This window comes from Sporosarcina sp. USHLN248 (assembly GCF_037144575.1).
Taxonomy (GTDB): domain Bacteria; phylum Bacillota; class Bacilli; order Bacillales_A; family Planococcaceae; genus Sporosarcina; species Sporosarcina contaminans.
On record NZ_JBBCZC010000032.1, the window covers coordinates 11953 to 31326 of the forward strand.

The following is a 19374-nucleotide window of genomic DNA, read 5'->3' on the forward strand; positions in this document are numbered from 1 at the left end:
TATCAATTGATGACAACGCCTGCACTTGCATATCCAGCTAATGTCGTTGCTACAGCGAGTCCGCTTGCTGTGATAGAAAATACCATTAACAAACGTGTTTGAGACGTAACGGGAATATTGAGTCCAGTCGTAATTCCTCTCGCAATAGCACCAAGGGATATTAAGCCTCCGAGGGAAGGTGTCAATGTTACGGTTGCGCCTGATATTGGACTGAAAATATTATTTGTTGTTGATTGATACAATTGTGCTTGGACGGAGATGGATCCCAATGCTAATGATAAACCTACTGTAACGCTAAAATACGCTGAAATCGATGTGATGATTCCGTCTCTAGGCATCGAAAAAGCAAAGTTCGTTAAAGGCCCGGCTGCTGTACCTGTAAGATCGATCGTTGCTCCTAAAACACTCAATGTAGGAGCGGAATTGCCAAATCCAATTAACCCACCTGTGCCTGCTGCTCCACCGACAAGTGTAGTTAAAGATACCGGAATCCCGGATGCAAAAGGGATCACTGTTCCTGCAGCCGTTGCTCCGGTAGGTCCAGTCGGCCCTATTTCTCCTTGAATGCCCTGTGCTCCCGTAGCCCCGGTAGGTCCCGGTTCACCTTGTATACCTTGTGCACCAGTCGGCCCAGTCGGTCCAGTTACTCCTTGTATTCCTTGAGCTCCGGTAGGCCCAGTCGGTCCAGTTACTCCTTGTATTCCTTGAGCTCCGGTAGGCCCAGTCGGTCCAGTTACTCCTTGAATACCTTGTACTCCAGTCGGCCCAGTCGGTCCCGGTTCACCTTGAATACCTTGTGCACCGGTAGCCCCAGTAGGTCCAATCGGCCCGGGTTCACCTTGTATTCCTTGTGCACCGGTCGGCCCAGTCGGTCCCGGTTCACCTTGAATGCCTTGAGCTCCGGTAGGCCCAGTCGGTCCAGTTACTCCTTGAATACCTTGTACTCCAGTCGGCCCAGTTGGTCCCGGTTCACCTTGTATTCCTTGTGCACCAGTCGGCCCAGTCGGTCCCGGTTCACCTTGTATTCCTTGTGCACCGGTCGGCCCAGTCGGTCCAGTTACTCCTTGAATACCTTGTATTCCAGTAGGCCCAGTCGGTCCCGGTTCACCTTGAATGCCCTGTGCTCCCGTAGCCCCGGTAGGTCCCGGTTCACCTTGTATACCTTGTGCACCAGTCGGCCCAGTCGGTCCCGGTTCACCTTGTATACCTTGTGCACCGGTCGGCCCAGTTGGTCCCGGTTCGCCTTGAATACCTTGTGCACCGGTAGCCCCAGTAGGTCCAATCGGCCCGGGTTCACCTTGTATTCCTTGTGCACCGGTAGGCCCAGTTGGTCCCGGTTCGCCTTGAATGCCTTGTGCTCCGGTCGGCCCAGTCGGTCCAGTTACTCCTTGAATACCTTGTACTCCAGTCGGCCCAGTTGGTCCCGGTTCACCTTGTATTCCTTGTGCACCAGTCGGCCCAGTAGGTCCCGGTTCACCTTGTATTCCTTGTGCACCGGTAGGCCCAGTCGGTCCGGTTACTCCTTGAATACCTTGTATTCCTTGTGCTCCCGTGGCTCCAGTAGCTCCAGGTATCCCTTGAGGTCCGAGTGGTCCAGTAGCCCCGGTAGGTCCAGGTGGTCCAGGTGGGCCAGGTGGACCGGTAGGGCAAGGACTGCAAGGGTTATGCGGAGTTAAGCAACTCCTGCAAGGAAAGTTTCTATTTACCATATTCTCACTCCTTCTCTATTCATTCATAGCAGCAGTATTATTTTATTCGGAAAGTTTTTGATTGCTTGTACTGCTGTTCTATAAAGGAAAAATGCACAGAAAGAGAATAAAATAGTATCAGCTTGTTGACAAATGCTCGCATACTGTATTGAGGCCAGCAGGACGCTGGTCATGCAACCGTTGCTGTAGGATGCAGCGGACTTTGGTTGCCTTTCCTTAGAAGCAATGTTTTATCATCTAATCTAATCGTTTTTTGAAATATTCTTCGTTAAATAGCACACTTGGATGGTCGGGAGCGATTTCTCTCGCTTTTATATGGTGTGCGTATGACTTGTCAAGCTGTCCTAATTGGTCATAACAATAGCAAAGCTCGATATGCGGCACATAAGTCCAAGAAGATTCATTCACAAAGCCCATAGTCTTAGGTTTTTTTAATGAAAATATTAATTCAAGCCAGAAAATAGCGAGTGGAAGTTGAGATTGTTCAATGAAGTATCTTGCTATTTCACAACAGGTTTCCGCCCTTGGTGTATCGTATTCGAAGGTTTGGAATAAATAATGGAGTCTTCTCACTTGGTCAAGCTCTTTATAGCAATGAGATAAATGTAAGCATGCAGTAATATTGTCTTCAATCCAGCCTCCTTTTTCTAAAAGGAAGGACTCGTAATACTTGATTGCTTCTTCTGTCCTACCGTTGTACATCAATTCATTTGCAAAATAAAAAGTGTCCCTATGTGTAAACGGAGTCTTAGACTCTATCATTTTTAAATATATTTTTAAGTTCCGAGAAGAGTGTGGTTTTATTTTTTTATGCAATATTGGTATGTCGCTTTCCAATGCCTCGCCGTACACGATTAAAAACTCATGCACCTTTCCTGACCATTGGAACCGTGCGTCATTTTTGACGATCCTGTTTCTTTTTAAACTATGTGTAACCTGTCCGTTCTCATTAAATGACAAATGGTAAGGCATGGAAACTCTATTGATTGTTCCATCCAATTGCTTCTTCAAGGTTAAAAATGACTCTTTATCTTCCAATACGTCATCCGCATCCAGCCACATAATATACTCTTTTGTTGCAAGTGAAAATGAATAATTACGGGCAGCCGCAAAGTCATCCGCCCATTCATAATGAAATAGATTATCCGTGAATTTTTTAGCAATTTCTGTCGTCCGGTCTATTGAGCCGGTGTCTACAATAATAATTTCATCCACAACATCGCAAACGGAGAGCAAGCATCTTTCAAGCACATCCTCTTCGTCTCGGACGATCATGCACAAACTAATTTCCAATTTTTTATCACACCCTTCGTTAACAGTCGCCATAGTATACGGCTGGATATCAAAGGGGGAGTAGACATAGATACAATTTCGGGAATTAAAAGATAGGAAGGGAAAGGTTTTTTCTCTCCAAGGGAGAAGATGATCGTAACATCATTATTTGACTATACGGGGAAGGGGATTATTTCTTGGGAAATATATTACAGCGAATTGAGTGGAAAGAGAGAACGGAAAAATTAAATGATTTATTGCAAAAGAATGTTCTTTCCATCGAGGCGTTAGAACAAGGATTCGAAGCTGAAGTGATGAAGTTGCAAAACAGTGATGAGGAGTTTGTGATTAAGATTTGGAATAAAAGTGCTAACCCGAATATTGGCTATCAATATTTTTTATTAAAAGCACTTTTAGAAAGAGGTATACCAGTTCCTAAAGTTTTTGGATGGGGATGGAACAAAGAAGGGCAACAAGTTCTATTAACTTCGTTTGACGGAACACAGCTTACATCTTTTACTGAAAACAGTATGAAGGAAATCGGAAAAATATTATCTACTATTCACCTTATCGATGCCCAAGGGGAATTTCAGTTTCCAACACCTGACTTCATCAGACATTTCTTTCCGGACATTCATCGCCATAAGGATCTCGAAGCTATATTAAAGACAATAATGAGCGCTGTGAAAATGAGGCATGATTGTTTGATCCATGGCGACTTTCATCTTCAGAACATTGTGGAGGAAGGTGATCGGTTTACAGTCATAGATTGGACGAATGGGCAATTAGGAGATTCTCGTTATGATTTTGCATGGTCCAGGATGTTAACCAAATTGTATCTATCCGAATCACTATCTGTTAATTTCTCCATGTCATATTTAGAAAAGCATCCTATTCAAATGGAGGAAATAAAAAACTTTGAAGCAATTGCCATTTTAAGATGGTTGTTATTGCATAGAAATGGCGGTGTCCCTATTGGAAATGACACAGTCGAAAGGGTGTCAGCTCTTATTAGCGGCAATTCTATTTTGAAAGATCATTCGGTAGATGAAATACAAATTTTTTGGTAGGGGAAGTGGTCTCAAAGTTTTTGCAATTATTCTTTTATCGGCCTTTATTTTTTTGACCCCTGTTGAACACCCAATATAGTCGATGCATAGTCTATAGAGCGAGTGTTTTTTACAGGAGGTATGTGGATGAATTTTGAATCGTTTACCGGTAGAGTGATGGAAATGAATGATTTTTCGGTACAAATGAATAATACTGGGTCTGGCTGCTATAAAATGTTTACAGTAGCAGATCGGGAAGGTGCAGTCGTCAATTTTGTCATTGAGCCGGGAACGTATTTTGTTGATCATGTATTGGTGAAGGTCGGTGATATTGTAACCGGCTATTATGATGCAGATGCACCTACGCCTTTCATTTACCCGCCTCAATATCGTGCAATTGTAATGGCGAAAGAGAAATCCGGACAATTTGTGAAAGTGGATCATTTCAACCGTCAGCTAGTAAGCAGCGATGGCACATTAAAATTAAATCTGACCCGAAGTACTCCGATTCTTCTTGAGAACGGGCAGTCCTTTTCGGGCAGACCAGAAAATCGTGAGTTAGTTGTCGTGTATAGCAACACAACGCGCAGTATGCCTGCTCAAACAACACCCCATAAAGTAATTGTGCTTTGCTAACCAATCCAAGAAAATGTCCCGTTTTCTTAAAACAGGGCATTTTTTCGTTGGATGAAAATTGTCGAGTTCGTTAGTAGTGGCAGCGATATGTATGACAATGCATTTTCCTATCTTCTCCTCTGAAAGTAGCATCGCCATTTGGAACGCGCATGGTAAATCTGATATATATGGTAGCGGCAATAAAAGAGCAGGAGAAGAAACACATTAAAAGTTTCTTCTCCTGCTTATCTACTTATTTTGAAATGAATACGGTCTTTTTGGAACTGTCGTATTTTGCAATCGGGCCAAATGCTTCATTCACAAGCTGAAGGGGAACCATCGTTTGACCATTCAATAATTGTGGCGCTACTTTGAAATTACTTGCTTTGTTATTGATTGTGTAGTTGTTCTTATTCAATGTAAAGACGATGTTGTCATTGCTTTTTTTGATTGTTACTGTATTGCCTTTCTTCGCTACTTTAGTTGACGGATCGATTGTTTCAAAAACAAGACGTACAGGAACCATCACTTCGCCGTCTTTTATAGCAGGCGGTTGTTTGGTAGCGATCCACTCACCATCTACCATTATATTGATGACACCTAAATCGGGAATGAGAGCATCGAATGTAATTCCTTGCCCGAAATGGGTTGCACGTAAATCAGAAATTGCTTGCAATGACTCTGCACGTTGCTGGAGAATGCCGTTAATTTTTGATGATTTTTGTTCAAGAATTGCATTGTCGGTTTTTTCTTTTGTAGCCTCAATATCCTGTTTCGCTTTTGTAATTGTGTTTTGCAGCTTTTTTTGTTCTTTCGCAAAAATAGAATCCCATTGTTTTCTAGCTTGTTTCTGCGTTAATTTTCCTCGTCTATAATCTGCCATAACACTGCTTAAAGCAGTTGAGCTGCTTTCCATTCGTAGAGCTGACATTGGGCTGCTAAGGGCTGTTTCGCTTACCGCAATGCGATACGAATTCATTGGACTGCTTAATCCGGTTTGATTGACGGCCATCCGATAGCTGTTCATTGGGCTGCTTAATGCAGTTGGGTTTACAGCGCTTCTATATTTGGACATATGGCTGCTGAGAGCAGTTGGATTGATGCTCTGTGCATATTTGCTCATCGGGCTGCTAAGCGAAGTTGCGCTTACTGCGCTTTTATATTCCCTCAGTTTCGATGCATGTTCCTTAGAACCTGCATATTGGGCCTCCAATTTGGCGATATCTTCTTTTAGTTGCTGTTCCAACTTATTTAAATCTTGTTTCGTTTGGTTAATAAAACGGTCCAATGAAGCTTGCTCTGCATTTTTATATTTCTCATAGTCGTTGACCGTTTTTGTATGATACTTTTCGTAATTTGCCGAGGATTTCTTTTCGAAATTGACATACTCATTACGAATTTGATCCATAAAACTTTTGCTTGCGGCAAATACTTGCGTTGTAGATCCTACAAATAGAATAAAGAGCAGCATCGTGCTTACAATAAATTTTTTACCTCTCATCATCGTACCCCTTTCAATGATCAAGTTCTCCTATGCTACTAATTTAATCCAATTTCAGTAATTTTCGAATATGTAGGAAGTACTGATTATCTAAATAAGAGTTTAGTCACTGAAAAATGTGATGAATGATGAAATTTCATCTGCTAACTAAGGTATAGTCTTTACTAATGGATTATACTAAATTTACAAACAGGTTGAAGTGCATGGAAGGGGGATTTAGTTGAAAAAGAGTATAAGGGTATTATTCCTTTGTTTTATATTATTTTTTTCAAACAGCGTGTTGAACAAAGCTGCATTATCACGTGTATTAGAGATAGGTCAGGATGAAGAAAATACGTGTTACCAAATGGCACTCAATAAAAAGTATTTTGTCAACGTTGCGGTGACAACGCTTTGGTCAGAGCCCAATAAACTGAGGAAAGTGGACGGTCCATCAACGACTGATCCAGTAAATATTTTGAAATGGAAAAAAGACATGTCCCATGAGCAAAAGCTATGGCTGCTTGGCAAGATCGATTCTCAAGCATTATATGGTGATGAAGTGACAATAGTAGAGAGTAAAGGAGATTGGTATAAAATTGCTGTCAAAGATCAAGGTAGCCCTAAAAATAGCAAAGGATATCCCGGATGGGTGCCGAAATCTCATATTGCCGAGCAATCTATGAACTATGAGGGCTGTTCGATAGCGATTGTCGCTGTTCAGAAAACCAACTTATATCATACAGCTTCAGTGAAAGATCCATTTTTGGAAATAAGCTTTAATACGATATTGCCTATTACGAAAGAAGGGAAGCAATGGGTGATCGTGCAAACTCCAAAGGATGGGGAGAAATATATGAAAACGGCGGATGTGAAAGTGGCGAAGAGCTTTGAAAGCATTCCAAAGCCCGAACAACAAGACTTGCTTGAGACGGGGAAGATGTTTTTAGGGCTGTCCTACTTATGGGCGGGTACTTCTGGATATGGTTTTGATTGCTCGGGATTTACATATAGTATTTACAAACAGCATGGCATTTTACTGCCGAGAGACTCTACTGCCCAAGCGCAATCTGGAATTTCTATTAGAAAGAAGGATTTGCAGCCGGGAGATTTGCTGTTTTTTGCCTATAATAAAGGAAAAGGGAATGTGCACCATGTTGCTATGTATATTGGCGGTGGAAAAATGATCCATTCCCCAAATTATTCACGGTCAATCGAAATCATTTCAGTGAATGTCGAACCATATAAATCGGAGTTTTCGGGAGCTAAGCGGTATTTGCAGTAAAAGGAGAAGAAACGATTTTGCGTTTCTTCTCCTTTCCTATTATTTGGACTTTCCGGCAATGATGTCAAAAATGATATTTGCGTGATCCGTGTTGTCTAAAAGCCCAGCAAAAAGCTCGCTTGATGGACCGAAAGCATAGACAGGAACATCTTCTCCAGTATGGCCGCCAGTCGTCCAACCTGTGTAGGAGCGCTTGTCAATGAGACGTTTAAGTTCAGTTTCGATATCGGCAGCTTTTTCACCAGCGGCAGCTATCGCATCAATTTCTTCCGCCGTTAGAGGCATAAGGTCCTGATCGATATAACGAAGCAATGCTGTTTCCGCATCTGTTCCATTCGCAATTTCTTCAGCAATGAAGGCAGGCGTCCTTTTTACAGCCTTGATCACATTTGTATCCCAAATTCCTGAGCCGTCCGCACCGATAGAAAATCCGCCAGTTGAATGGTCCGCAGTCGCAACAACTAACGTATGCTTGTCCTCTTTTGCAAATTCGATCGCTGCGCGGAATGCTTTTTCAAAGTCTTCCATTTCACTCATAGAACCGATAACATCATTGGCATGGCCAGCCCAATCAATTTGACTGCCTTCAACCATTAGGAAAAAGCCGTTGTCGTTTTTGCTGAGTCGCTCAATTGCTGCGATCGTCATCTCTTCAAGAGAAGGCGTCACTTCTGTACGGTCAATCATTTTCGGCATGCCGCCATCTGCGAATAAGCCTACTATTTTATCATTTTCATCATTCAGAAGCTCATTTTTCGATGTGACATAGCTGTAGCCATCGTTTTTGAAAGCTTCCGCAAGATTAACGTCAGAACGTACAAAGTTTGATTTTCCTCCACCTAATAAAACGTCAATGGAGTGGTTGCCGTTTATGCGCAAATTATAGTAATCATCAGCGATGGCATCCATATTTTTACGGCTCTCGTTATGTGCGCCAAACGCTGCCGGCGTTGCATGTGTTATTTCTGATGTTGCGACAAGACCGGTAGATTTACCCGCTTCTTTCGCCGCCTCTAACACTGTTTTTACATTTTCTTTTTCTTTATTGACAGCGATGGCATTATTATAGGTTTTTATTCCAGAGGACATCGCAGTCGCTGAAGCTGCAGAATCCGTAATCGTCGATTCTGGATCATCTGGATACGTCATTTGTTGTCCTACAAGGTATTTGTCGAACTCAGTTAACTCGATTTCAGGAGTAGTTGGATCATCTTTTAAATAACGGTACGCGGACGTATAGGAAGTGCCCATTCCATCCCCAATTAGGAAAATAACGTTTTTTATTTCCTGCTCCTTATTCACCTCATCGGCTTTTACTTTCTGATAAGAACTAGTTGTTAGCGCGCCACCTATTATGACGGTCGAAGCTAATGCAATCGGCAGCACTTTTTTGAAGCCTTTCTTTTTCAATAACATTGTATAACCTCCTCTTTTTTCTACATCTACAATTGTAGAAGGAGATTATTAATCTTATATGAACGACATGTAAAGGATTGTTAATCCTTTCAGCTTGTTGACAAACGCTCGCATACGCGAATCGAACGGCGAAGGGTTTGATTTGCCGTATTGCGCTCTTAGCAGAAATTACGGCACCCCTAGGACGTGGCGTTCTGAGGTAGCCTTCCTTGGCAAGCGTTTTCAAGCCAAGATAGGCAAACACCTCTCTCATGACTACAATCCTTTCATTCAAACAAAAAACCACAATCGACTCGCTAAAGTCGATTATGGCTTTTTGTCGTTACCGCTCTTTCTTTTGTTCATTTCTCTTCTTCGCGGCATTGTCAGCACGTTTAAAGTCTTTAGCATACAGCACTTCCTGTGTATCCTTCAGTCCGTTATTTTTTTCCGTCAATCGTTCATGCGGCTCCTTTTTTTCATTCACAAATAAACACTCCTTTCCATACGTATTCTCAATTCCTTTCCTTTTCTATGGAGTTATAAACATTGAAAGAAAAGCGGAGATTGAAATTATCAGCATGATTTTGAAAAAGAACGAAGATTGTCGTGAACGAGCAGGTCGATTTATCCCATATCTTGGTTAATTCTTCAGAAACTGCAATTGTAGCCGATATTATAGTGGAATAATGAAATGAGGGGGATAAAATGGACACGATTGAGCAATTGGTTTTAAGGGATACGATGAAGAAAAATCATTTAATGGTTATTACGATGGGGATCACTTTGTTTTCTGCATTATTGTTGGCTGCTTTGACCAATAGCGTTGGTCCAACAATATTGTATGGGGTAGATTTGTTAGGCGTAGTTGGTTACTATTTTTTATTCAACCAATTTTTGAAGAAACATAGATGGTATCCGTACGCGGCGATTTTGCATGTGTACACATTAGCGTTAATAGGAAATGTCTTATATGGAGGAAATGTTAAGACGGTATTGATCATCATTTTCTTAGCTATTTTTTCCGCTGTTCAGCTAAATTTGCCTACATTTCTTTTTGGATATACTTACGGTTTTGTTTTGATGGTTGTCAATCGCATTATGAGTGTGGAGGAAATGGTAGAGTCTTTATTTAGCTATTATCTCCTTTTGTACATCCTCTTAGGTGTTATGTTTTTTGTCATTATACGGTTGACGAATGGGCAATTCAAACAAATCGTGGCCTATACAGAAGAATTTGCGGAAGATGCAAAATTGAAGGAGAAAGAAAAAGCGGATTTAGAAGCGAATGTTGCGGAAATTGTAGAGAGCATTTCTTCGATGAATGAGCGCATACAACAAAATATGTCTACACAAGATGAGATGGCGTCTGTAGTTGAAGAAATGGCTGATGGCAGTCAATCGCAGGCGAATCAAATTTCGGACATTGCACAAAATACAATTTCCATGAAAAACAGTATCACATCTTTATTCACCTTGGCGAATGAATTAAAAAAAGAATCTGAAGAAGCAAACGGCATTGCTATCGAAGGGAATCGGCAAATTGATGCTTTATCAGTAGACATGACGGTTTTGAAGAAAGATATAGCCGATTTACATGAGACGTATCTTTCTTTATCCAATAAATTGTTAGAGACAAATGAATTTGCAGCTCTCATTAAAGGAATTACAGAGCAAACGAACTTGCTGGCGCTTAATGCCTCGATAGAAGCCGCAAGAGCTGGAGAAGCAGGTAAAGGGTTTGCGGTTGTTGCAGAAGAGATCCGTAAATTAGCAGAAGTGACGAATCAAACGACAGAAAAAATTACAGCTAATTTGTCTGAATTGAACGTTAGCAATACAGCGGCATTTAAAAAGATGACAGAAAGCAGTCGGAAAATCGAACAAAACGTGCTGACAACACAAGTCGTATCCGAACAGATTATGAAAGTTGCTTGTACGCTGAAGCAGTTAGATGAAGGACTGATTAAATTTACTGCTTCTTCTAATCAGATGATTAAGGAGTCTGTCGAAGTTGAAGATTCCACAAACAATTTTGCCGCAATAGTTGAGGAAACTTCAGCGAATTTGCAAGCGATGAGCAAAATCATCGAAAACTTGAATGCGGACAGTAAATTGGTCGCTCAGGAGATGGAAATGACTGCAAACAAAGTAAATTCATTGTAGGTCATTAAAATATTAGAACGTATTTCCTGAAAGAGGGAATGCAATTGTAGGCAAATTAGATGCGCGATGAAAATTATTGTCCTATAATAATTATAGGATATGAGCCATAGGCTGAAAGGAGCAATATACTATGAGATTTAAAAATATTACTGTAGCAGGAAGTGGCGTCTTAGGAAGCCAAATTGCATATCAAACGGCATTCAAAGGATTTGAAGTTTCCGTTTACGACATTAATGATGATGCTCTGAACACGGCGAAAGAACGAATTTTGAAATTGAAAGAAAACTACAAAGCGGATTTGAACGCAACAGATGAAGATGTCGATTCAGCATTTGAACGTATGTCATTTAACAGCGATCTATCTAAGGCGGTTGAAAAAGCTGATCTCGTCATTGAAGCTATTCCAGAAGTGGTCAACATTAAGACGGATTTCTATGAAAAGTTAGGAAAAGTTGCTCCAGAAAAAACTATTTTTGCTACGAACTCTTCCACTTTATTGCCAAGCCAATTTGCAGAAGCGACTGGCCGTCCTGAGAAATTTTTAGCCCTTCATTTTGCGAATGAAATTTGGAAAAACAATACTGCCGAAGTGATGAAGCACCCGGGTACAGATGAAAGTGTGTTTACAGATGTGATCGAATTTGCAAAAGCGATCGGCATGGTTGCTTTGCCATTGCATAAAGAACAGCCTGGCTATATTTTAAATTCGCTCTTAGTGCCATTTTTAGATGCTGCCCAAACATTATTAGCGAGAGAAATAGCAGATGTCGAGACGATCGACAAAACATGGATGATCGGCACAGGAGCTCCATTAGGACCGTTTGCAATTTTGGATGTTGTAGGAATAACGACTGCTTATAATATTGTTGCGGCAAAAGCTCAAGCTACTGGCAATCCAGAAGCTCAAAAAGTGGCTGATCTTATGAAACGAGAATACATCGATCAAGGTAAATTGGGCAGAGCAACAGGAGAAGGGTTTTATAAATATCCGAACCCATCCTTTGCACAACCTGATTTCTTAAAAGGATAAATAATATTGGAAATCCCGCATGAGATATAGTCTCTATGCGGGATTTTTTTATGTAGCAAACTGTATGTTGGCATCAGCACTGGAAAGAAATGTATTGTGGAAGCTGTATTTGGGCTAGTCTCGATAATGTTTTGTCCAAGTTTTATTGACTCTATCGATGTCGGCAATTGGATGTAGCGCCTAAGGTGTAATGCGAAGGAATACAGTTTAATCTATCGTTCACGTTGTAATGCGATCAGTCTACGCTGTGTTGCGATCGGTTTATGTTGTGTTGTTCGATCTAAGTTGTGGAACATTTGTTGTTTGCTTGCTCTCCCGCGTACTACATGTATTAACCAATATTGCATTTCTTCCCATAAGTCACCTTTCCTCCATTTTTTTGTGAACAATATGTGAATTATGTCAGGAGGGCTTTTAAACTATGTGCTGTTCGACTATGATGATAGAGTAGTAATTGATAACAGTTCTCACTAAGAGTTTCGTAGATGGAGAATGATGGGGAAGGAGTATCCATGGGTAAACGGTTGGCGCCATTGATCGGTGCTGTTTTACTGTTGTGGTCCGTCGCGTTTATGCCTGTAAAGGCGGCAGAGCCATTAGATGATGGCTTGTATGCAGTGGATTATGAGCTGCTGCAGGGAGATCGGGATTCTACGTCAATTGCAAATGATTATTTTGAAAAACCTGCGTTGTTGAAGGTGGATGGCGATGAGCTAATTTTGCAAATGACACTGAATCATAGCAAGTGGGTCCAAGAATTGCAAGAAGCAAGCGGCGACAGTTTTTCTGATGTGCGAGTCGTTGCGGAGGATGACGAAGCGGATACGCGCGTTATTCAGCTGAATGTAAGTGGTGATTTGGCCGAGCCGTTTCCGTTGAAGATGCATGTGGTGATCGATGAGTTAGAGATGCCATATGACCATTCGTACACTGTACGATTGGCAGTTGACGAAAGTTCCTTGAAGGAGACTGACCAGCAATGGGTTGACTCTATTGAGGAAGGCAGTAAAATCTGGTTCTTCATTGCGGTTGCGCTATTTGTCATAGTGGCAATTTTTGTTGCTATACGATTTAGGCGGTCAAAGTAAATAGAAAAGGAGAAATATAGAATGAAGAAAACAGTAATGGTTTTATTCACGGCAATGCTGCTTGTGTTTACAGCGATGCCAGCACTTCCGTCTGCAGCAGCAGAGGCTGAGCAAGAAGCTGTATCATACGAGCTTCCATTTAAAGTATTGCAACAAGAAAGTGACGAAGTGTCAGCAGCAGGCAACTATGTACAAAATCCTGCTCAAGTGAAAGTTGAAGATGGTAAAACTTTCGTCTATATGACGTTGCTAAGCAGCCAATATTGGCAATCACTGAAAGTTCAAGAGGGCGACAAATTTGTTGATGTTGAAGTTGTTAGCGAGGATAAAGAAAAACAAACTCGCCTTGTGAAATTTGAAATAACAGATGTTGAAAAAGCATTGAATGCAAAAATACATATCATCGTGACAGGTATCCCTGGTCTTGGTGAATATGACCATACGTACGATATCCGTTTCCAATTCGACGCGAGCAATGTTCCAACTGAAGAAGAAGGAACAGAAGTTGAGGAAGAAGCACCGGAAACTCCAGAACTACCAGAAACACCAGTAACATCTATTGAAGACGGCGATTATACAATTGATTTTAAAGTATTGCATGAAGAAGAAGAAAAAGAATCATCTATGACACGCTATATCGAAACACCTGCTGCATTGTCTGTCAAAGATGGCAAACAAATCGTTTCTTTCACACTGACAAACAACGAACAAATTACTGAATTCCAAGTTGAACAAGATGGTGAATTTGTTGATGCGAGTGTAGTTAGTGTAGATGAAGAGGCGAATCAACGAACTGTATCTTTTGAAGTAGCTGATTTCTCAAAAATCATGAATGCGAAAGTGACAGTATTCGTTGCTGCAGCGAACCACACTGGCCATTATTCAGTTCGTTTATCATTTGACCAAGATAGCGTTGAACCAGTAGTAGTAGAAACGCCAGAACAACCGGAACAACCAGAACAACCAGAAACACCGGAACAACCCGAGACTCCAGAACAGCCTGAAGAAGAAGTAACTGTATCATTCAAGGATATCGACCAATCATGGGCGAAACCTTACATCGAAGCACTTGCTGAGAAGCAAATCGTGAAAGGTAAAACTGCAGATACATTTGCTCCGAACGACAAAATTACAAGGGCGCAATTCGCGTTAATCATCTCTCGTGCATTGGATCTTGAAAAGCAAGATTTCGAAGGTACATTCTCTGATGTAACAAAAGAGATGGAAGGCTTCGTTTATGAAGTAGAAGCAGCGAACCGTGCAGGAATCATCCAAGGTGATGCTGGAAAGTTCAATCCAAATGCGGCAATCACTCGTCAGCAAATGGTGACAATGATTATCCGTGCGATCGAATATAAAGATGCTTCACTATTGAAAGATGTAGAAACAACTGTTGAGTTCGCGGATGCGGCTCAAATGAACGATTACGCAAAAGAAGCTGTTCAATTGGCAGCTGGCCTGGGCATTATCGATGGTAATGTTGTAAAAGGTGAAAAAGTGTTTGAACCGAAAGCTAGCGCAACTCGTGCGCATGCAGTGAAAATGGTTTATAACATGCTTGAAGCAATCAAATAATTTTTTGCACGAATGCCGGCGTCACGACTATTGTGACAGCCGGCGTTGTGTGTAGAAACGAAGGAGATAGCAATGAAAAAAATATCTTTAAGAGCAATGGCGTTTGCAGTGGTCATGGTGCTTTTCCTTCCAGTAATGATGCCGATGAAAGCGGAAGCCGCAACGTTTGCTGATGGGGAATATTCAGTTCCGTTCACTGTGTTGAAAGATAATAGCAATGAGCAATCCACGACGGCAGACTATATGGTCAGCCCGGCGAAGGTGCAATTAGTAAACGACAAAGCTACAGTTACGGTTACTCTGAAAAATAGTTCTTGGTGGCAATATTTTAAAGTTCAAAATGGCGGCAGCTTCTCGGATGTGCAAGTAGTGAGCGAATCAGGTGATACGCGTGTAGTGCGCTTTACTGTGTCGGATTTGACAAAAGTCGTCAACGCGAAAATACATATCATCGTAACAGGCATTCCAGGTTTTGATTATGACAATAAATATGATATCCGTTTTAATTTCAACACGTCTTCCATCCCAGCTCCTCCAGTGGAAAAGCCAGTGACAACTCCACCACCGGCAAAGGAGACGAAACCGGAAACACCAAAGAAGACGGAAGAGAAACCGGTTCAAAAAACACCAGAAAAGAAATCTGAACAAACGGTTGTAAAAAAGAACGAAAATGCGACGACGAAAGAAAATCAAAAGGTAATTAAAGAATCCGAAAAGGATACAACAGAGCAATCCGATAAGAAATCTGAAGAGCAAGCAGAAGTGAAAACAGAGGCAGACAAGTCGGATGAAGCATCAGAAAGTGAACAGGCAGAAGACGAAGAAGATGCCGTTGTAACTGAAGAGTCAGAGATGTTAGAAGACGAAGCTTTAGAAGAAATTGTCGCCGAAGAAGTGAAGGATGAAGCAGAAGATTCTTCTAATCGCATGACGTTTATAATTATTTTAATCGTTACAGCGGTCGTTGTTGCTGGTATCGTATTTGCTTTTGCGAAGAAACGTGTTCGTAAATAAGGGAGTTGTACAGAAATGAGAAAAGCGATCGGCCTATTCGGATTGTTATGTAGTATTATGCTTGCAGGCTGTTCCGAAGGTCAGGAGGATGTGCAAATCGGCGAACAGGATAGCGATCGAGTCGTTGCAACGACCGTCGCTTTGACGGAAATTATGGATGCGCTTGAAATTGATTTGGTCGGTGTCCCTTCGAGCTATAAAGATTTGCCTAAACGATATGAAAATGCGAAGGAAGTAGGCAATCCGATGAGCCCTGACATGGAAATGCTGTTGTCGTTGAAGCCGACAGAAATTTATTCGGTGACGACGCTGAAATACGATTTGCAAGAAATGTTTGACGAGCGTGGAATCGACATGACGTATGCCAACTTAGAGAGCGTTGACGCGATGCTCGATGAAATATTGAAGATCGGCGAAAAATACGATCGAATGGAACAAGCGGAATTGATTGTAGCTCAATTCGAAGAGAAAGCAGCTGAAATTGAAAAGGCAGTTGAAGGGAAAGAGAAGCCTTCTGTATTGATTCTGATGGGGATTCCAGGAAGCTATTTAGTCGCGACTGAGCATTCCTATATCGGCGATCTTGTGAAGAGAGCTGGCGGGGTGAATGTCATTACAGGCGAGGATGTTGAATTTATTTCTTCCAACACGGAACATTTGCAACAAACGAATCCAGATATCATTTTACGGGCAGCACACGGTATGCCGGAGCAAGTGGTGGATATGTTCGATGAGGAGTTCCGTTCAAATGATATATGGAAGCATTTCAATGCCGTAAAAAACGGACGTGTCTATGATTTGGAAGAGGAGCTTTTCGGCACGACGGGCAACTTAGCAGCGGCAGAAGCATTGGATGTTCTTTTGACAATGCTGTATGAAGAGAATTGAAGGCGGGTAATGGCATGTTTGGAATCAATCGAAAAATGCTCAGTTTCATAGTCGTCATTCTTTTACTCGCGATTGTCTTCGTGCAATCCGCCTTGACCGGCAGCATTCAGGTGACACCAATCGAATTGATTCACGGACTGCTGACGGGAACGAATGAGGACGTTGCAATTATAAAAGACTTGCGAATACCACGAATTTTGATTGCGGTATTTGCAGGAGCCGCTCTATCTGTTGCAGGTGTACTTTTGCAGGCAGTTATGCGAAATCCATTGGCAGACCCAGGGATTATTGGCGTTTCTGCAGGCGCAAGCTTCATGTCTGTACTTATCATTGCTCTATTCCCTACGTTCTTTTTCTTCGTACCGCTATTTGCATTTATTGGCGGTGCTTTGGCGTTTTTCTTAGTCTATTCCTTATCATGGAAGTCCGGGTTGAATCCGCTTCGTATGATTTTGATCGGTATCGCGGTCAACGCGCTTTTTACCGGCTTAGGCCAAGCAATCGGATTTAGTGGCAGCGGCATTACACAGTCAATGAGCCAAGTGACGACTTCAACGTTATCCATGAAAAAATGGAGCGATGTCGAAGTAATCGCCCTTTATGGAACGATTGGCATTCTATTATCCTTTTTCGTTTATAAATGGTGCAACTATTTATCGTTGGAAGATCGAACTGCAAAAAGCCTCGGTGTCAATGTGAACTTGGCGCGATTCGTCATTTCATTGATTGCTGTTCTGTTGGCTTCTGTAGCGACGGCGATTGCTGGTATGTTCGCTTTCGTAGGATTATTAGTCCCCCATATTGGTAGAACACTTGTCGGCAATGACCATAAAGTGCTCATCCCATTTTCTGCATTGGCAGGCGCTTTATTAATACTGCTTGCAGATACACTTGGAAGGACATTCATTGCGCCGAATGAAATTCCGGCTTCCATCATTATGGCAGTAATCGGCGGGCCATTCCTCATATTTTTGCTAAGAAAGAGTGATCGTATCTATGGACATTAAAGAAGTCACATTTTCATATGACAAGAAGAGGAATACATTGCATGGCATCGATAGCTCAATTGATACTGGGAAAGTGACGACAATCATTGGACCGAACGGCTGCGGGAAATCAACCTTGTTAGGTGTTTTATCGAATCACTATAAGCCGAAAAGCGGAAACGTGCTGTTAGACGGCAAGTCATTGGCCGATTTTAAGCCGAAAGAATTAGCGAAAAAGTTGGCTGTCGTCCACCAGCAAAACAATGCACCTTCCGATATGACGGTCGAAAAGTTAACAGCTTATGGAAGAATTCCGTATAAAAATCTTTTCTCTTCCACATCAACAGATGACGAAGAAGCAATCGAATGGGCTTTGGCAAGCACTAACTTGCTTGAGAAGCGCCACATACCGATAGATAGCCTATCCGGCGGACAAATGCAACGCGTCTGGATCGCCATGGCGCTAACCCAGCAAACCCCATACTTATTCTTAGACGAACCAACGACATACTTGGATATATTTTACCAATACGAATTGTTGGAGCTCGTCCGCAATTTGAATAAACAACATGGCATCTCCATCGTCATGGTACTTCACGATATTAACCAAGCGATTAAATATAGCGATGTCATCATCGCTATGAAAGACGGCAGAATCGCCGCCAAAGGAAAACCGCAAGACGTTATAACAGCAGAAATGATTAAAGAAATTTACGGTGTAAACGTCGTTGTTAAACACGACCCCGAAGCCGGCATGTATATCGTGCCAGTCGGAATTTAACCATGCGAAAGCCTCCCATTGTGGAGGTTTTTTTATTTTGTTGGAAAACAGTGCCTGTGTTTTCTACATTGCGTTGCGAATGGACTATGTTGTGATATGGCGGGCGCCATTACGTTTCGTTGCAAGCCGTTTATATAGCGTTTTTACATACATGGTTGCCACTGGTTTGCGGCTTCCTTCCCTTACGTTATTTACCGTTTGCACAGATCCGATCTAGTCATAATTCCTATTTTCTCAATATAATCCCAAAATAATACATACTTATCGGTCTATTTAGTATTGATAAATAATATTGACAACTCAAAATAGATGGTTTAATGTGTTTGAAGAATACTGTATACAGTAGACGAAAATTGGGGTGGAAGATTTGGCGGAAATTATCGTTAAGCGAACGACTTTAAAAGAACAAGTTTATGAGTATTTAAAGAATGCGATAACATTGGGGGAAATTAAGCCGGGGGAGCGCCTGATCGAAGAGAAAATATCTGAAACATTGAATGTCAGTCGCAGTCCGATCCGAGAAGCGGTTCGGTTATTGGAAAAGGATGGTCTGTTAGAGGTAAATGCTTCGGGTGGTGTTACAGTTGCGAATCCAACGATTGAGGATTATCGAAATTTATATGAAATTCGGGTAGAAATGGAGTCCCTATCCGCTTTTTATGCCGCAAGACGTCGGAAAATTGATGAAATTGTACTGATGGAAAAATCCATCAGGGACATGGAAAAGGAGATTTCCGCAAATAATGTAAAGGGATTGCTTAGCGTTAACCTTAATTTTCATGAGATGGTTGTAAGAGCAAGCCATAATCCATTTTTAGTATCGATGACTTTACAACTGAGAGGAATAAACAGCTTTTATAGAAAAGCAATTTTAGAAGGCAATCCTCAATATATGCGTGGTGCATTACAAGACCATAAAAAAATTTACATGGCAATTGTAAACCAAGATGAACAAGAAGCGAAAAATTGCATGAAAGCGCATATTGAACATGATTACCAATCCTTTATGAAAGTGGTTGCGAATCAGTAAGGGGGAATGAA

At 41.6% G+C, this 19374-nt stretch carries 17 protein-coding genes; 12 read left to right on the forward strand and 5 right to left on the reverse strand.

Going from position 1 to position 19374, the window contains the following annotated elements:
- Window positions 1–2: 2 nt before the first annotated feature.
- Both WFH04_RS13060 and WFH04_RS13065 read right to left on the reverse strand, forming a co-directional pair.
- Window positions 3–1709 (reverse strand): exosporium glycoprotein BclB-related protein, encoded by a 1707-nt coding sequence (locus WFH04_RS13060; RefSeq protein WP_336824496.1) that lies wholly within the window; start codon window positions 1707–1709, stop codon window positions 3–5.
- A gap of 237 nt (window positions 1710–1946) precedes the next feature.
- The gene (locus tag WFH04_RS13065; protein WP_336824497.1) at window positions 1947–3002 is read right to left on the reverse strand and encodes a glycosyltransferase; all 1056 of its coding nucleotides are present in this window, start codon (window positions 3000–3002) and stop codon (window positions 1947–1949) included.
- A gap of 176 nt (window positions 3003–3178) precedes the next feature.
- Here WFH04_RS13065 and WFH04_RS13070 point away from each other — a divergent pair, with 176 nt between their 5' ends.
- Together WFH04_RS13070 and WFH04_RS13075 are read left to right on the forward strand one after the other, a co-directional pair.
- Window positions 3179–4051, forward strand: a complete 873-nt coding sequence (locus WFH04_RS13070) for a phosphotransferase family protein (protein WP_336824498.1) — start codon at window positions 3179–3181, stop codon at window positions 4049–4051.
- 126 nt (window positions 4052–4177) lie between these two features.
- A complete protein-coding gene (locus WFH04_RS13075; protein WP_336824499.1) occupies window positions 4178–4666 on the forward strand; it encodes a hypothetical protein in 489 nt (162 codons plus the stop codon).
- Window positions 4667–4898: 232 nt separating this feature from the next.
- On the opposite strand, the gene WFH04_RS13080 is transcribed toward WFH04_RS13075, so the two are convergent.
- Window positions 4899–6146 carry a copper amine oxidase N-terminal domain-containing protein gene (locus tag WFH04_RS13080; RefSeq protein ID WP_336824500.1) on the reverse strand — a complete coding sequence of 416 codons (1248 nt, stop codon included), beginning with the start codon at window positions 6144–6146 and terminating at the stop codon, window positions 4899–4901.
- A gap of 220 nt (window positions 6147–6366) precedes the next feature.
- On the opposite strand from WFH04_RS13080, the gene WFH04_RS13085 reads away from it, so the two are divergent.
- Window positions 6367–7410 carry an NlpC/P60 family protein gene (locus WFH04_RS13085; RefSeq protein ID WP_336824501.1) on the forward strand — a complete coding sequence of 348 codons (1044 nt, stop codon included), beginning with the start codon at window positions 6367–6369 and terminating at the stop codon, window positions 7408–7410.
- A 39-nt stretch (window positions 7411–7449) separates the two neighbouring features.
- Here the strand turns inward: WFH04_RS13085 and WFH04_RS13090 are convergent, their stop codons facing one another.
- Entirely contained in the window at window positions 7450–8826 is a 1377-nt protein-coding gene (locus tag WFH04_RS13090; RefSeq protein ID WP_336824502.1) for an alkaline phosphatase, read from the reverse strand.
- Between the two features lie 322 nt (window positions 8827–9148).
- A complete protein-coding gene (locus tag WFH04_RS13095) occupies window positions 9149–9292 on the reverse strand; it encodes a YfhE family protein (RefSeq protein ID WP_336824503.1) in 144 nt (47 codons plus the stop codon).
- A 221-nt stretch (window positions 9293–9513) separates the two neighbouring features.
- On the opposite strand from WFH04_RS13095, the gene WFH04_RS13100 reads away from it, so the two are divergent.
- The 9 genes from WFH04_RS13100 to WFH04_RS13140 all read left to right on the forward strand — a co-directional run bounded on the left by WFH04_RS13100 (window position 9514) and on the right by WFH04_RS13140 (window position 19363).
- The gene (locus WFH04_RS13100; RefSeq protein ID WP_336824504.1) at window positions 9514–10971 is read left to right on the forward strand and encodes a methyl-accepting chemotaxis protein; all 1458 of its coding nucleotides are present in this window, start codon (window positions 9514–9516) and stop codon (window positions 10969–10971) included.
- Window positions 10972–11101: 130 nt separating this feature from the next.
- Window positions 11102–12001 carry a 3-hydroxyacyl-CoA dehydrogenase gene (locus WFH04_RS13105; protein ID WP_336824505.1) on the forward strand — a complete coding sequence of 300 codons (900 nt, stop codon included), beginning with the start codon at window positions 11102–11104 and terminating at the stop codon, window positions 11999–12001.
- Window positions 12002–12486: 485 nt separating this feature from the next.
- Window positions 12487–13089, forward strand: coding sequence for an NEAT domain-containing protein (locus WFH04_RS13110; RefSeq protein WP_336824506.1), 603 nt, complete (start codon window positions 12487–12489; stop codon window positions 13087–13089).
- Window positions 13090–13110: 21 nt separating this feature from the next.
- Window positions 13111–14664 carry an NEAT domain-containing protein gene (locus tag WFH04_RS13115; RefSeq protein WP_336824507.1) on the forward strand — a complete coding sequence of 518 codons (1554 nt, stop codon included), beginning with the start codon at window positions 13111–13113 and terminating at the stop codon, window positions 14662–14664.
- A gap of 72 nt (window positions 14665–14736) precedes the next feature.
- Window positions 14737–15678 (forward strand): NEAT domain-containing protein, encoded by a 942-nt coding sequence (locus tag WFH04_RS13120; protein WP_336824508.1) that lies wholly within the window; start codon window positions 14737–14739, stop codon window positions 15676–15678.
- A gap of 15 nt (window positions 15679–15693) precedes the next feature.
- A complete protein-coding gene (isdE, locus tag WFH04_RS13125) occupies window positions 15694–16566 on the forward strand; it encodes a heme ABC transporter substrate-binding protein IsdE (protein ID WP_336824509.1) in 873 nt (290 codons plus the stop codon).
- 23 nt (window positions 16567–16589) lie between these two features.
- Window positions 16590–17573, forward strand: a complete 984-nt coding sequence (locus tag WFH04_RS13130) for a FecCD family ABC transporter permease (protein ID WP_336824523.1) — start codon at window positions 16590–16592, stop codon at window positions 17571–17573.
- Window positions 17563–18333, forward strand: a complete 771-nt coding sequence (locus tag WFH04_RS13135; protein ID WP_336824510.1) for an ABC transporter ATP-binding protein — start codon at window positions 17563–17565, stop codon at window positions 18331–18333. Before WFH04_RS13130 ends, WFH04_RS13135 begins: the two co-directional genes overlap by 11 nt.
- A 358-nt stretch (window positions 18334–18691) precedes the next feature.
- On the forward strand, window positions 18692–19363 hold the full coding sequence (locus WFH04_RS13140; protein ID WP_336824511.1) for a GntR family transcriptional regulator: 672 nt from the start codon (window positions 18692–18694) through the stop codon (window positions 19361–19363).
- The last annotated feature ends 11 nt before the right edge of the window (window positions 19364–19374 follow it).

Excerpts from the sequence above, each read along its gene's own strand:
- WFH04_RS13060 (WP_336824496.1), bottom strand. The coding sequence starts at position 1,709 with ATGGTAAATAGAAACTTTCCTTGCAGGAGTTGCTTAACTCCGCATAAC.
- WFH04_RS13075 (WP_336824499.1), top strand. The coding sequence starts at position 4,178 with ATGAATTTTGAATCGTTTACCGGTAGAGTGATGGAAATGAATGATTTT.
- WFH04_RS13080 (WP_336824500.1), bottom strand. The coding sequence starts at position 6,146 with ATGAGAGGTAAAAAATTTATTGTAAGCACGATGCTGCTCTTTATTCTA.
- WFH04_RS13090 (WP_336824502.1), bottom strand. The coding sequence starts at position 8,826 with ATGTTATTGAAAAAGAAAGGCTTCAAAAAAGTGCTGCCGATTGCATTA.
- WFH04_RS13100 (WP_336824504.1), top strand. The coding sequence starts at position 9,514 with ATGGACACGATTGAGCAATTGGTTTTAAGGGATACGATGAAGAAAAAT.
- WFH04_RS13105 (WP_336824505.1), top strand. The coding sequence starts at position 11,102 with ATGAGATTTAAAAATATTACTGTAGCAGGAAGTGGCGTCTTAGGAAGC.
- WFH04_RS13110 (WP_336824506.1), top strand. The coding sequence starts at position 12,487 with ATGGAGAATGATGGGGAAGGAGTATCCATGGGTAAACGGTTGGCGCCA.
- WFH04_RS13115 (WP_336824507.1), top strand. The coding sequence starts at position 13,111 with ATGAAGAAAACAGTAATGGTTTTATTCACGGCAATGCTGCTTGTGTTT.
- WFH04_RS13120 (WP_336824508.1), top strand. The coding sequence starts at position 14,737 with ATGAAAAAAATATCTTTAAGAGCAATGGCGTTTGCAGTGGTCATGGTG.
- isdE (WP_336824509.1), top strand. The coding sequence starts at position 15,694 with ATGAGAAAAGCGATCGGCCTATTCGGATTGTTATGTAGTATTATGCTT.
- WFH04_RS13135 (WP_336824510.1), top strand. The coding sequence starts at position 17,563 with ATGGACATTAAAGAAGTCACATTTTCATATGACAAGAAGAGGAATACA.